We start from the raw sequence: 14401 nt of genomic DNA, 5'->3' as shown, positions 1-14401 counted from the left end.
ACGGTGTTCCCCGAAGGCACTGCCTTCGGGGCTTAGAAGTTCTTCAAGAGAATCTTTTTCACGCTGCTGCGAGAGGCGCGTATCGGTGCGATGTCCGAAAGGGTATCGCACCGTTTTTTATTGGCGCACGGCGTTTTGCGATGTTGCGCGAGGCTCGCGTGGTGCTTGCGCGGACCTTGTTTCGGCGCCGGCGCACCGCTTCGGTGCGCGAGCGGCTTTACACTGCCGCTTCGTTTTCTTCGCCGGTACGGATTCGGATCACGCGCTCGACGTCCGCGACGAAAATCTTGCCGTCGCCAATCTTGCCGGTGCGGGCTGCGCCGATGATCGCGTCGATCACCTGATCGCATTGATTGTCGGCCACGACCACCTCGATCTTCACTTTCGGCAGGAAGTCGACCACATACTCTGCACCACGATAGAGCTCGGTATGGCCTTTCTGGCGGCCGAATCCTTTGACCTCGGTGACGGTCAGGCCCGTCAGGCCGACTTCAGCGAGCGCCTCGCGCACTTCGTCGAGTTTGAACGGTTTGATGACTGCGGTGATGCGCTTCATGGCGAACCTCGTCTCGTGACTGGAAGAGTGAAAAGGAATGGATGATTTTTATTCTACGCCGCGCCGGATGCGTTGCGGCAGTCCGGCGACGCGCGCCGCCGCGACCCGCCGCCCTTTAGGGCAGTCCGGCGCAAGCGGCGCGCCTCTTCACTCCACCGGTTCGGTGTAGCGCGACGTGATCGGATAACGCCAGTCGCGACCGAACGCGCGATGCGTAACGCGAATACCGATCGGCGCCTGTCGGCGTTTATATTCGTTGATCTTGATGAGCCGCGTAACGCGCTTCACGTCTTCGGCCGCGTAACCCGCGGCGATGATTTCCGCGAGCGAGCGGTCCTCTTCCATATACATGCGCATGATCGCGTCGAGCACGTCATAGGGCGGCAGGCTGTCCTGGTCGGTCTGGTTCTCGCGCAATTCCGCGGACGGCGCGCGCGTCAAAATCCGCTCGGGTATCACATTCTGCTTGCCGAACGCCGTGGCTTCATTGCGGTAATGGCACAGGCGATAGACGAGCGTCTTCGCGATGTCCTTGATCACCGCGAAGCCCCCGGCCATGTCGCCGTAAAGCGTGCAGTAACCCACCGCCATTTCGCTCTTGTTGCCGGTGGTCAGCACGATCGAGCCGAACTTGTTCGACAGCGCCATCAACAAGGTGCCGCGAATACGCGCCTGAATGTTTTCCTCGGTGGCATCTTCCGGACGGCCCTCGAATTCCTGCGCGAGCGAGCTGCGGAACGCGTCGAACATCGGCGCGATCGCAATTTCATCGTAGCGTACGCCGACGCGGCGTGCCATTTCCGCGGCGTCAGTGGTCGAAATGTCAGCCGTGTAGCGCGACGGCATCATCACTGCGCGCACGCGCTCGGCGCCGAGTGCGTCGCACGCGACCGCCAGCACCAGCGCCGAATCGACGCCGCCCGACAGACCGATGAGCGCGCCCGGAAAGCCGTTCTTGTTGACGTAATCGCGCACACCCATCACGAGCGCCGCATAAACCTGCGCTTCGAGCGAAAGCTCCGGCGCGATGCCGCCGTTGCCGCCGCTGTTGCCGCCGCCGTTGCCACCTTTTGTTTCGTCGCGCACCGGGCGAGCCGCTTCAAACTCGACGATTGCGGTCGCCTCCTCGAACTGCGGCATCTTCGCGACCAGTTCGCCCTGCGCGTCGAGCACGAACGACCCGCCGTCGAACACGAGTTCGTCCTGCGCGCCGACCATGTTGACGTAGACCATCGGCAGCCCGGTCTCGCGAATCCGCGCTCGCAGAATGTCGAAGCGCACCGCTTCCTTGTTCAGGTGGAACGGCGAGCCGTTCGGAATCAGCAGCACCTGCGCGCCCGCGGCCTTCGCCATTTGCGCGGACGACGCATGCCACGCGTCTTCACAGATCACCACGCCGTACCTGACGCCGTCGAGCTCGAACACGAACGGCTGCGCGTCTGATGCGAAATAGCGCTTTTCGTCGAACACCTCGGTGTTGGGCAGATCCTGCTTGCGATAGGTGCCCGCTACCTTGCCGTCGACAAGCAGCGAAGCCGCGTTGAACGTATCGACCGGCGGCACGCCGCGCTGGATCGGCGCGTTTGCATTACCATGACCCTGGGCCGCACTGTCGCCCACCTCGCGTAACGGATGGCCGACAATCACATGCAGGCCGGCGAACGGCTTCAGTTGCGCGGCGAGATCGGCCAATGCAGCAGCGCTCGCGGTATAGAACGCGGGGCGCAGCAGCAGATCTTCGGGCGGATACCCGGATAACGCGAGTTCCGGCGCGACCAGCAGCTTCGCACCGGCGTTGTGCGCGTCACGCGCGGCAGCGACGATTTTCGCGACGTTGCCGGCGAAATCGCCGACGGTGACATTGATTTGAGCGAGAGCGATTCGTGTCTTCATGGCAGGATCGACGGGCAAGCGAAGAGCTTGCGGAGGGCTTGCAAATAAAGCGGCTTGTTTTGGGCTCGACGGAACGGCCAACTCGGATAAACGAACGACGCAGTGCTTGACGTGATATAACGCGCGCCGCGTCGCTCATTGGGACAGTCACACAAGTTGAATCAGGAACGCTTTGATTATCGCACGGGCATTCTGGCGTCGCCCTCCGAGGTGGACGCGGCCGAATGGAACGCCCTTCTCGCTCAGCAGCCACAGCCCACGCCTTTTCTGCGGCATGAGTTTCTAAGCGCGCTGCACGCAACCCGTTGCGCGGTTGCGGACACGGGCTGGGCGCCGCAATTCGTCACGCTGACCGACCCGCTGACCGGCAAGCTCGCGGCGGCCGCGCCGGTTTATCTGAAGGGTCACTCGTATGGCGAGTACGTGTTCGACTGGGCCTGGGCCGACGCCTACAAGCGCAACGGCTTGCCCTACTACCCGAAGCTTCTGTGCGCCGTGCCGTTCACGCCCGTGCAAGGCAACCGGCTGCTGTCCGCCGACGCGCACGCGCTGCGGCATCTCGCGGCCACGCTAATGGCGTTCGCCGAGCAGGCCGATGTGTCCTCACTGCACGTGCTGTTTCCGACCGAAGCCGAAGCGGGTGCGCTCGCCGACATGGGCATGATGCAACGCGAAGGCGTGCAGTTCCACTGGCTCAACGACGGCTACCGCGACTTCGACGATTTCCTCTCGACGCTCGAACAGAAGAAGCGCAAGAACATTCGCGCGGAACGACGCAAAGTACACGAGGCGGGCGTCACGATGCGCAGGATTCGCGGCGAAGACATTCAGGACGCCGACTGGCGCTTCTTCAGCAAGTGTTATCGGCAAACTTACCGCGAGCACTTTTCGACTCCGTATCTGAACCTCGATTTTTTCCGCATGATCGGCGCGTCGATGCCGGAGAATCTGCTGCTCGTGATCGCCGAATATGAAGGCAAGCCGATCGCGAGCTCGCTCGTCGTTTATCAGCGCGACGCGAAAACAGGCGGCACGCTGTACGGCCGTTACTGGGGCGCGCTCGAACACGTGCCGTGCCTGCACTTCGAAACCGCGTACTACCAGCCGCTCGAATTTTGCATCGAAGAAAAGCTCGGCGCATTTGAAGGCGGCGCGCAGGGCGAACACAAGATGGCCCGAGGCTTTTTGCCCACGGTCACGCGCTCGGCGCACTGGCTCGCGCATCCCGCTTTCGCCGATGCCGTCGGCCACTTCCTCGACAATGAAAAGAACAGCATCCACGCGTATGTGGACGAGCTGCGCGAACACAATCCGTTCAAAGGCTGACGCGCATCCATGGCGTGGTTTCTTTATTTGCTCGAATGCTCGGACGGCAGCGTCTACACCGGCATCGCAACCGACGTGCAGGCGCGCTTCGACAAACACGTGAGCGGCGCGGGCGCGCGCTACACCCGTTCACGCAAGCCGGTGCGCGTGCTGGCATCGTTCGAACTGGCAGACCGCTCCAGTGCTTCGCGTGCCGAGTATTGGGTGAAGCGCCTTGCGCCCTCGGAAAAGCGCGTGCTCGCGGCGGGCGGACGCACGCTCGAGTCGGTGGTGCCGGTCGTGGAACCCGCTTCGACCAGCATCGAAGAGGCGACCGAGGAAAACGGCGCTTCCTGACGGCGCGGTTGCTTAGCCCCGCGCCTCGCGCATGCGCTCGGTGAGTAAGCGCTGCATCAGCGCAAGCTCACCCACTGCATCGGCTTCGAGCGACGTCAGCCGCTCGCGCGCCGGAAGGTCGTGTCGCAGCGGCAAAATCGTCCGATTCAGCGCGGCCTCGATATCGGCGTTCACAGCCGCGAGCCACACGCGAAGCTCGTCGTGGCTATCCTGCATCTCGCGCCGGTTCGCACTCAGCCGAAGCTGCGTCGCCGTGCCCGCCATTTTTCGCAACAGACTCAACACCGTCAGCGTTACCGTATCGACTAGCGAGTCCTCCAGCTTTTCGAGGCGAATCCGTGCGATGGCTTCCTCGGCGTTGTTGCTGCCGAGACCGGCCGCGCGGCGCAAACGCTCCATGTCCTTTTCGCTTCGACGAGGCGATTCGAGCGCCGCGATCAGATACGCGAGATTCGCGCGGACCGCGTCGCTGAGATACGTGCGGTAGTCGCCCTTCTCCCGCGTCGGCCACAAATAGAACGTCGCGAAAAGCGCCAGCACGCAGCCGAGCACATTGTTGCCGAGCCGCGTGAGCGCGTATGCGAATTCACTTGCGCCCGGTGTCGCGAAGTCGGCCACGAGCACGAAGGTCGGCGTGAGGAACAGCACGAACAGGCTGTAGCTGACGGGGCGCAACGCCATCGTCGCCATGACGAGCGGAAAGACCGCGAGTGAAATGCCGAGCGGCGAATGAATCGCATAGCCGATGCCCGCAGCCAGCACGCCGCCGACGATGCTGCCCGCCGCGCGCTCGATACTGCGCGGCCAGGTCGCCGCGATCGAAGGCTGCAGGATCAGCAGCGTCGCCATCGTCGCCCAATAGCCGAATGGCAAGCCGAGCGCGCGGATCACGAGAAAGCCCGCGGTCGTCGTCACGCCCACGCGCGCCGCGTGACGCAAACCGACGGACTCGAGCGACAGGTTCGCCTTCAGCGTCGCCCAGACGCGCGCAAGCGTTGCAGCGACGCTGTCCGCGAAGCGCGGCGGCGGCGCTTGCACCGGCGTGAAATCGACGAGCTCGAAGTCTGACTTGAGTTTCACCGGCTCCATCAGCGCGTTTTCAAGGCGCCCCGCGAGCCGCCGCACACGGAGTTGCAACTCGGCGAGAAGCTCCCAGCGCCCTTCGTTCGCCTGTGCGCCGATGCTGCGCAGCGTCTCGCCCATGCCCGTGAGGAGACGCGCCGCGCGCGTCGCGCGCCGTTCATCGCCGGGCATTTTTTCGCACGCACCGGAGACGGCGATCAGATAGGCGAACAACGCCTCGCCTTCCGTCAGCAACGCGAGCAGCGTGTCGTAGGCCTCACGTGCGCCGGTTCGCGTCGCCGGCACGCTGGCCAGTGTCTTGCGGGAGCGTTCGAGCGCCGCGCGCGCATCCGCGCGGAATTTCGCGGCGTGCGTCGCCCACTCGCGCGGGGTGCTGCGCTGCTGAAGCAGACGCGCGCTGTCGAGCGCAATGTCCGCGAGCCGCACATACACCGTCCGCAGTGAAGCACGGCTCGTGCCGAATGGATGGATGCGCCAGACGGTCAGGCTCAACGCGACCGCGAACAGACAGCCGATCAGATAGACGCCGAGAAATGCAAGACCTTCGCGCACATCGCGCATGGGCCGATCGACCATCACGACGCAAGCGGTCGCGGCGAGAATCGTCACTTGCGACGTCGCAGCGCCCCAGATACGTCCGAACGCGCCGAGGCTCGTGAAAATAAGCAACGCAAGCGCGGCGAACGCCGTTCCCTCTGCCGACGCGAAAGCGGTCAGTCCGCCGCATAGCGTGGAGAGAAGCGCGAAGCCCATCATCGAGGCAAAGCGGGCGCGGTTCGAACCGGCGGCATCCGCGAGACAGGTCCAGAACGCGCCGATCGCGGCCCACGCGAAGGTGGGATCGTGCAGCAGATTGCCGAGCGCAAGCATCGCCGTGGACGCGCATGCGGCGCGCAAGCCTTCGGAGAGACTCGCCTCGCTGGCGGAAAACGACACCATCCATACCGGCCGCTTGCGATAGATCGCCGTCGCGATCGCATACAGCCGATTCGACCATCGGGGCGAAGAAGATGCCAGGTTGGACTTGCGGTTCATCATCCGGACGGTGTGCTCCCAAAGCGGGCTTGTTGCTGGTTTGGCGCGGGCTTGTTGCGGGCTCGCTGCTGCGCTTTCGCAGACGTCCTGGCAGTGAGCCGAATCCACCGCGAGCCACAAATAATAAGGGTTTACACCGAGATATAAAAATGGCTTCGGTTCATCTTCGGGATGCACTGCGGCTATACCAGCATTTCGACGCTCGACGTCACAATCCTCACATCGAATAAAAAACCGCGCGGCCCCTTCGGGCTCGCGCGGTTTTTTGCATGAGGCGACTGGATCGGCGAAACAGTGATTCTTCCGATCAGCGCGTCGAGCCGCTTACTTCTTGTGGTTCGCCACGCCTTCGCTGATTTCCTTGTGCGCGGCTTCGATACCCGCCCAGCCTTCGACCTTCACCCACTTGCCCTTCTCGAGCGCCTTGTATTGCTCGAAGAAGTGCTTGATCTGGTCTTTCAGGTACGCCGGGACGTCGTCGATCGACTTCAGGTCGGCAGTCATCGGGCAGATCTTGTCGTGCGGGACGGCGATCAGCTTTGCGTCCACGCCGGATTCGTCGGTCATTTGCAGCATGCCGAGCGCGCGTGCGCGGACCACCGAGCCAGCCAGCAGCGGAAACGGCGTGATCACCAGCACGTCGACCGGGTCGCCGTCGCCCGACAGCGTTTGGGGAATGAAGCCGTAGTTGGCGGGATAGCGCATGCCGGTGCCGATGAAACGGTCGACGACGAGAAGGCCCAGATCCTTGTCGGCTTCGTATTTCACCGGGTCGCTCTGCGCCGGGATTTCGATGATGACGTTGAAATCGTGCGGAAGATCTTTGCCTGCGGGGACGTGATTGAAGCTCATGAGCGCTCTCTGGTCAGGATGGAATTTGGAGCACGGCATGCGGCGCGTGGGCTCGAGGGCATGCATCGTAAAACTTGCCTCGAGCAGGAGCGCAGCGGCCGGACAGTGCGGAATGCGCCATTATAGCCAATCGGCCGATGGCGTCCGTCGCCGGATCGGCGCGATAATCGTCTGGCGTCTCTCGATTGTGCCTCTGGTTTGTGAACACCGCGTAACGGCATCCGCTTCGGCGTCTGGCTGAACGTACGCCGGCTGCGCGACATCTCAAGGAGTCTGCATGGAAGAAGCCCGACACTTCATTGGCGGCGAATGGTCCGCTGCTTCAGGCGGCGAGACGATCGCCGTGCTCGATCCTTCGGACGGCCAGCCGTTCACGCAACTTGCGCGGGGCACCGCGGCGGATATCGACGCCGCCGTCCATGCCGCGCGCCGCGCGTTCGAAGGCGCCTGGGGCGCGGCAAGCGCGGCGGAACGCGGACGTGTGCTGTATCGGCTGTCGATGCTCGTCGCCGCGCGCCAGGAAGAACTGGCGCAACTCGAAGCCCGCGACACCGGCAAGCCGCTCAAACAGGCACGCGCCGATTCCGCCGCGCTCGTGCGCTACTTCGAGTTTTATGCAGGGGCGGCCGACAAACTGCATGGCGGAACACTGCCCTATCAGGCCGGCTATACGGTGATGACCATCCGCGAGCCGCACGGCGTAACCGGCCACATCGTGCCGTGGAATTATCCAATGCAGATTTTCGGCCGCAGCGTGGGCGCGGCACTTGCCGTGGGCAACGCATGCGTCGTCAAGCCGGCTGAAGACGCGTGTCTCTCGGTGCTGCGCGTCGCCGAACTGGCGGCCGAAGCGGGCCTGCCCGCAGGCGCGCTGAATATCGTCACTGGTTACGGACATGAAGCGGGAGCGGCGCTCGCACGTCACTCGGGCATCGATCACATTTCGTTCACAGGCTCGCCCGAGACCGGCAAGCTCGTCACACAAATGGCCGCCGAAAACCACGTGCCGGTCACGCTCGAACTCGGCGGCAAGTCGCCGCAACTCGTCTTTGCCGATGCGGACCTCGACGCCGCGTTGCCCGTACTCGTGTCGGCGATCGTGCAGAACGCCGGGCAGACGTGTTCGGCGGGCAGCCGCGTGCTGATCGACCGCGCGATTTACGAGCCGTTGCTCGACCGGCTGAGCGGCGCGTTCAACGCGCTGCGCGTGGGCCCCTCGCACGCGGATCTCGACTGCGGGCCGCTTATCAACGCGAAGCAGCAACGGCGCGTGTGGGACTTTCTCTCCGACGCGCAACACGACGGCATAGCAATGGCCGCGCATGGCGAGGTGATTCCCGAAGCGCCGGAAAGCGGCTTCTATCAGGCGCCCACGCTATTGCGCGATGTGCCCGCGAGCCACCGTCTCGCACGCGACGAAGTGTTCGGACCCGTGCTCGCCGCGATGTCCTTTAGCGACGAAGACGAAGCGCTCGCGCTCGCGAACGGCACGCAATACGGCCTCGTCGCGGGCATCTGGACACGCGACGGCGCGCGGCAAATGCGCCTCGCGCGGCGTCTGCGCTCGGGCCAGGTGTTCATCAACAACTATGGCGCGGGCGGCGGCGTCGAGCTGCCGTTCGGCGGCGTCAAGCATTCGGGCCACGGGCGCGAAAAGGGTTTCGAGGCGCTGTATGGCTTCACGGCGCTAAAGACAATTGCGATCCGGCACGGCTAGTTCGCAAGCTGAACTTATCCATCACCACTCACAACAAACAGCGGAGACACTATGCGGTTGACAGGTAAAACGGCCATCGTCACGGGTGGCGGCTCGGGTTTCGGCGAAGGCATCGCGAAGACCTACGCGCGCGAAGGCGCGAACGTCGTGGTCAACGATCTGAACGGCCCCGCCGCCGAGCGCGTCGCGAGCGAGATTGCGCTGGCCGGTGGCAAGGCCATCGCCGTCGCGGGCAACGTCGCGCAACGCGAGGACTGGCAGAAGCTGCGTGAAGCGGCACTCGAAGACTTCGGCAGCGTGCAGATAGTCGTCAATAACGCGGGCACCACGCATCGCAACAAACCTGTGCTCGAAGTCACCGAAGCCGAGTTCGACCGCGTGTACGCGGTGAACGTCAAAAGCATCTACTGGAGCGTGCAGGAGTTCGTGCCGTATTTCCGCGAACAAGGCGGCGGCAGCTTCATCAATATTGCGTCGACGGCGGGCGTGCGGCCGCGCCCCGGACTCGTCTGGTACAACGGCAGCAAGGGCGCGGTGATCATCGCGAGCAAGTCGCTCGCCGTGGAGTTGGGCCCGGACAGGATTCGCGTGAACTGCGTGAATCCGGTGATCGGCGAAACGGCGCTGCTGTCGGAATTCATGGGCGTTGAAGATACGCCTGAGAACCGTCAGCGCTTTCTCGCCGGCATTCCGCTCGGGCGCTTCTCGACGCCGCAAGATATTGCCAACGCCGCGCTCTATCTGGCTTCGGACGAAGCGGAGTTCATCACCGGCGTGTGTCTTGAAGTGGATGGCGGCCGCTGCGTGTAGAGCTTGCGTTCTACGTTGACGTTGGCGCTGCGTTCGGCTTCGGCTTTGTCGTCGCAGCGCCGCTCACGGCGCTCATAGCCACGCCCTGAGCAAGCCGCGTTCACGCGCGGCGCTTGACGGGCTCAGTGTTTTCCCCCGGTATCTAATTGCCGTGCGAGCCGCGCCGCACGGCTAGAATCAATCGACGCGGCACTTCAATTCGACAAGAAAAGAGGAGACACCATGGCTAGTCCCGCAAATCCGCTCCACCATCCCGGCGCGGGCGCGCCGCCTTCCACTTTCGAAGAGGCGACCTATCGCAAGGTCAACTGGCGGCTCGCGCCGCTCCTGATGCTCTGCTACGTGGTCGCGTATCTGGACCGCGTGAACGTCGGCTTTGCGAAGCTGCAAATGACGAGCGACCTCGGCTTGAGCGATGCGGTTTATGGCTTTGGCGCGGGCATTTTCTTCGTCGGCTATTTCTTCTTTGAGATTCCGAGCAATGTGATTTTGCACAAGGTGGGCGCGCGAGTGTGGATCGCGCGGATCATGGTCTCCTGGGGCGTGATCTCCATGCTGACCATGTTCGTCACCACGCCGACCATGTTCTATGTGATGCGCTTTCTGCTCGGCGTCGCGGAAGCCGGCTTCTTCCCGGGCATCATTCTGTATCTCACGTACTGGTATCCGTCGCACCGGCGCGGACGGATGACGACGTGGTTCATGACGGCTATCGCGCTGTCGGGTGTGATCGGCGGGCCGGTGTCGGGCTATATCCTCAAGACGTTCAATGGCATGAACGGCTGGCACGGCTGGCAATGGCTTTTCTTGCTGGAAGGGATACCGTCGGTACTCGTCGGCATCCTGGTGTTCGTTGCGCTCGACGACCGCATTGCGAAAGCAAAGTGGCTCACGAAAGAGGAAAAGGAACTGCTCGAGCGCCACGTTTCCGCCGAGGAAGCCACCAAGCACGACATGCCGATCCGTCAGGTGCTGACGAGCGGCCGCGTGCTGATGCTGAGCTTCACGTACTTCTCGTTTGTGATGGGTCTGTACGGCGTGAGCTTCTGGCTGCCGACTATCATCAAGGCGACCGGTGTGACCGATGCGTTCGCGATCGGTCTGCTGTCGGCGGTTCCTTTCGCGGCGGCGGTCGTCGCAATGGTGTTCGTTGCGCGCAGCGCGGACCGTACGCGCGAACGGCGCTGGCATATCGCGTTGCCCGCTTTCGCCGGCGCGATTGGTTTGGTGCTGTCGGTTGTGTGGGCGCAGAACACGCTGCTTGCAATGGCTTCTCTCACGCTCGCGACTATGGGCATTCTCACTACGTTGCCTTTGTTCTGGAGTTTGCCTACGGCGATTCTCGCGGGCACGGGTGCGGCTGCCGGTATCGCGATGATTAATTCGATTGGTAATCTCGCGGGGTTTTTGAGTCCGTATGCTGTCGGCTGGTTGAAGCAGGCGACTGCCGCTAATGACTCGGGGATGTATATGCTTGCGGCGTTTATGGTCGTTGGCGGGTTGCTGGCGATTAGCGTGCCGGCGAAGATGGTTAATCGGTGAGTTGAAGCGTTGTGTGTGGTGGGGCCCCGGTGGCTGTGTGCTGCCGGGGCTTTTTGTTTTTTGGGGATAGTGGGACAGCGTCGCAGGAGAAGGCGACTTGGAGCGCATTGAGTTCTTCGTCAGCAATGTGGCGGCTTGCAGACGTTGTCGGCGTCTAATAGAGGAACGGCAGCTTCCTGGATCATCGAACTTAGGCTCACGCCCTTTTAATCGCATCCAAATAAAACTGAAAAGCGCGTCGACAAAATGCGTCGCGCATTAAATCGCAACTTTCCTAAAGTTTCCGGTAAACCCGCCGATAGATTCGTGTGGAAACTTGAGTACTAGTTAAAAAAACACGCTACACCAATAAGAACCGGGGAGCTTCGGCGCGCACGCTCGCGTGCCGGAAGCGAGAAACTTGCAACGCCGATGGAATAACCACGCGTGCGGCGACGCACTGCACCTTCCACGTTCGCCGTATCCACATACGCGCGGCTCGGACGCCTCGCGCCTTGCGCGAGCGCACCGCCGCCTCGCAGCGACACATCTCGCTGCTCCCCATTCTCTTGCCGCTTTCGCTCGTGCGCCCCGCGCGCACGCTGACTGATGTTCCCGTTCCAACACCAAGGAGAATCGATGGAAGTGTCAAAAACTTGTGGCGTCGTCCTCGCCGCCGCCGCGATTGCGGCACTAGGCGGCTGTGCGACAGAGTCGTCGCGCTCACTCCCGGTTGCGCCGGTGGCCAGCGCGCAGCGCCCGCCCGTCGGCAAGGCCGTGCAAATCTCGGTCGGAAAGTTCGACAACCGCTCGAGCTATATGCGTGGCATTTTCTCCGACGGCGTCGATCGTCTTGGTAGCCAGGCCAAGACCATTCTGATCACTTCGCTGCAACAGAGCGGCCGTTTCAACGTGCTTGACCGCGACAACCTCGACGAAATCCGCCAGGAAGCCGGCTTCACCAAAAAGGCGCAGGCGATCAAGGGCGCGAATTTCGTCATCACCGGCGACGTCACCGAATTCGGCCGCAAGGAAGTCGGCGATCACCAACTATTCGGCATTCTTGGCAGCGGTAAGAACCAGATCGCTTACGCGAAGGTCAGCATCAACGTCGTCGATACCACGACTTCGGAAGTCGTCGCCTCGGCGCAAGGCGCGGGCGAATACAGCCTCTCCAATCGCCAGATCATCGGATTTGGCGGCACCGCGAGCTACGACTCGACGCTCAACGGCAAAGTCCTCGACCTCGCGATCCAGGAAGCCGTCAACCATCTGGCCGAACAGGTCGACGTGGGCGCATTGCGCACCGCTCGCTGAGCGCGCGTCGTCCACATTTATTGCTCGATAAAACAACGAATACTACGGGGTTCCCATGAAATACACCGGCATGCTTCGAGGCCTTCGCCTGCCCGTCACGACAGCAATGCTGCTGCTCGCGGGCTGCGCGAACACTACGCCACCGCTCTATCAGTGGACCGGCTACCAGCCCAGCGTCTACGACTACCTGAAGGGTGAAAAGGGCCCGCAGGAACAGATCGACGCGCTCGAAAAGGCGCGGCAGCAAATCAACGCGAAGGGCAACACGCCGCCGCCCGGCTTCCATGCGCAACTGGGCATGCTGTACGCGAACGTCGGTAACGACACGAACGCCATGCAGGAATTCGACGCCGAGAAGCAGCTCTTCCCGGAGGCGGCGACCTACATGGACTTCCTGATGAAGAAACCAAAACAACAATAAGCGAGCGTACCGATATGTCCAGAATCTCTTCTCTCAAGCTCTCGCTGGCGCTGTCCGCGCTCGCGCTGCTCGCCGCTTGCGCGCAGCCCGCGAAGCACTTGGATTACACGGCGTTCAAGCATGCGCATCCGCGCTCGATCCTCGTGCTGCCGCCCGATAACACGACGACGGATGTGAATGCGTCGAACAGCGTGCTCTCGCAGATGACGATGCCACTCGCCGAGGCGGGCTACTACGTGATCCCGGTCGCCGTAATGGAGGAAACGTTCAAGCAGAACGGCGTCACGACGGCGGGTGATATCCAGCAGACATCGCCGGCGAAGCTGCGAGAGATCTTCGGCGCGGATGCGGTCCTGTACTCGACGATCTCGCAATACGGCACGCAGTATCGCGTGCTGGTCAGCGCGACGGTGGTGACGGCGTCGGCGAAACTCGTCGATCTGAAGAGCGGCGATGTGCTCTGGCAAGGCGCCGCGACGGCCAACAGCGAAGAAGGCAACAACAACGGGGGCGGTGGCCTGATAGGCATGCTCGTGATGGCTGCGGTCAAGCAGATCGCGAACTCGCTCACGGACAAGAGCCACGATATTGCCGGTATCACGAGCTATCGTCTGCTGCACGCGGGAGCGCCGACGGGCCTGCTCTACGGTCCGCGCTCGCCAAAGTACGGCACGGACTAAGCGGCGTTCGCGCTTGCGACGAGTCTCGCCGAGGCGTTTTGCATCGGCGAGACCAGGCACTACCTCGCGAATCCACGCAAACATCGCGCAGACCAGGTTGACGGCGTCGGTCAGCCACGTTTCGAAGGTCGGTCGGTAGGGCGAAGTAGACGCTCGCCGGCAGAACTTCGCGAACGCGACGCCCGCCCTTCCCCAGGAATATCGATCACCACTCTGCACTGCGCGGCGCGACTTACAACGCCTCGCCTAACACCGCCTAATGCCCCGCATGCCGACCACCATCGACGTGCAAGATTTCCCCCGTAACAAACTCCGCCGCGGCCGCGAATAGCCGGCCTCAGGCAGCCAGTGCCTGCCAGTGCGAAAACCCAATTTCAACCTACACTTGAATAGCGCACTCGGCGACGTGCTTCCTGCAGGACGCAGGCCGTCACCGGCGATCGCTCACCTGGCGGCCCGTATTCGCGGAGCAATAGTGACGCCTGGAGGCAATCATGATCCGAGCAATCTGCACGCTTCTTTCGCTTGCTGGTCTTTTCGGGGCGAGCGTGAACACCTTCGCTGGCACCATCCGGATCGAATCGGGCACCTATGGCGCTAATTGTGGCGCTCATCATGGCAATTCCACTCGTGCGTTGGCTCTGCACTGTAACGATGTCGATACCTGCCGCTACCCGGTTTTCTCGCCGGCGACCTCTCGTACTCGAAGTGCCTGCAAAGCCGATTTCGTTGCCGAATGGTCGTGCGGGCCGCGAGAATTTCATCAGGCAACAGTCAGCTCTGCCGCGAATAACGGAGGAGTTCTCGTGCTCACTTGCGTCCCTTCCACCGGTGCAGGCAAATAGCCGATTCGA

General features: G+C 62.6%; 13 protein-coding genes. 9 read left to right on the top strand and 4 right to left on the bottom strand.

The genetic code is table 11. From position 1 onward, the window contains the following. Window positions 1-217: 217 nt before the first annotated feature. Both glnK and J2W46_RS14340 read right to left on the bottom strand, forming a co-directional pair. Window positions 218-556, bottom strand: a complete 339-nt coding sequence (gene glnK / locus J2W46_RS14345; protein ID WP_006048444.1) for a P-II family nitrogen regulator — start codon at window positions 554-556, stop codon at window positions 218-220. Window positions 557-703: 147 nt separating this feature from the next. Continuing rightward, on the bottom strand, window positions 704-2449 hold the full coding sequence (locus tag J2W46_RS14340; RefSeq protein ID WP_310354511.1) for an NAD+ synthase: 1746 nt from the start codon (window positions 2447-2449) through the stop codon (window positions 704-706). Window positions 2450-2605: 156 nt separating this feature from the next. Between J2W46_RS14340 and J2W46_RS14335 the strand changes: the two genes are divergently transcribed. Together J2W46_RS14335 and J2W46_RS14330 are read left to right on the top strand one after the other, a co-directional pair. Then, a complete protein-coding gene (locus J2W46_RS14335; RefSeq protein WP_027775625.1) occupies window positions 2606-3775 on the top strand; it encodes a GNAT family N-acetyltransferase in 1170 nt (389 codons plus the stop codon). Between the two features lie 9 nt (window positions 3776-3784). Further along, on the top strand, window positions 3785-4111 hold the full coding sequence (locus tag J2W46_RS14330) for a GIY-YIG nuclease family protein (protein ID WP_310354510.1): 327 nt from the start codon (window positions 3785-3787) through the stop codon (window positions 4109-4111). Between the two features lie 12 nt (window positions 4112-4123). Here J2W46_RS14330 and J2W46_RS14325 read toward each other — a convergent pair whose 3' ends face one another. Together J2W46_RS14325 and ppa are read right to left on the bottom strand one after the other, a co-directional pair. Further along, window positions 4124-6232 (bottom strand): FUSC family protein, encoded by a 2109-nt coding sequence (locus tag J2W46_RS14325; RefSeq protein WP_310354508.1) that lies wholly within the window; start codon window positions 6230-6232, stop codon window positions 4124-4126. Between the two features lie 321 nt (window positions 6233-6553). Continuing rightward, window positions 6554-7081: an inorganic diphosphatase gene (ppa, locus tag J2W46_RS14320; RefSeq protein WP_027775628.1), complete on the bottom strand. Its 528-nt coding sequence runs from the start codon at window positions 7079-7081 to the stop codon at window positions 6554-6556. Window positions 7082-7358: 277 nt separating this feature from the next. On the opposite strand from ppa, the gene J2W46_RS14315 reads away from it, so the two are divergent. From J2W46_RS14315 to J2W46_RS14285, 7 genes are all read left to right on the top strand, one after another. Further along, entirely contained in the window at window positions 7359-8798 is a 1440-nt protein-coding gene (locus J2W46_RS14315) for an aldehyde dehydrogenase family protein (protein ID WP_310354507.1), read from the top strand. 51 nt (window positions 8799-8849) lie between these two features. Continuing rightward, entirely contained in the window at window positions 8850-9608 is a 759-nt protein-coding gene (locus J2W46_RS14310) for an SDR family oxidoreductase (protein WP_027775630.1), read from the top strand. A 222-nt stretch (window positions 9609-9830) separates the two neighbouring features. Then, a complete protein-coding gene (locus tag J2W46_RS14305; RefSeq protein WP_027775631.1) occupies window positions 9831-11150 on the top strand; it encodes an MFS transporter in 1320 nt (439 codons plus the stop codon). Between the two features lie 618 nt (window positions 11151-11768). After that, entirely contained in the window at window positions 11769-12446 is a 678-nt protein-coding gene (locus tag J2W46_RS14300) for a CsgG/HfaB family protein (protein WP_087751329.1), read from the top strand. Between the two features lie 55 nt (window positions 12447-12501). Then, window positions 12502-12867, top strand: a complete 366-nt coding sequence (locus J2W46_RS14295) for a DUF4810 domain-containing protein (RefSeq protein ID WP_020065237.1) — start codon at window positions 12502-12504, stop codon at window positions 12865-12867. Window positions 12868-12881: 14 nt separating this feature from the next. Further along, complete coding sequence (locus J2W46_RS14290) at window positions 12882-13547, top strand: DUF799 domain-containing protein (protein ID WP_020065236.1); 666 nt, start codon at window positions 12882-12884, stop codon at window positions 13545-13547. Window positions 13548-14041: 494 nt separating this feature from the next. Beyond that, a complete protein-coding gene (locus tag J2W46_RS14285) occupies window positions 14042-14392 on the top strand; it encodes a hypothetical protein (protein WP_310065613.1) in 351 nt (116 codons plus the stop codon). Window positions 14393-14401 lie beyond the last annotated feature (9 nt).

It is taken from the genome of Paraburkholderia strydomiana, from assembly GCF_031456815.1.
Taxonomy (GTDB): Bacteria; Pseudomonadota; Gammaproteobacteria; order Burkholderiales; family Burkholderiaceae; genus Paraburkholderia; species Paraburkholderia caledonica.
This window is presented reverse-complemented; position numbering and strand designations above follow the sequence as displayed.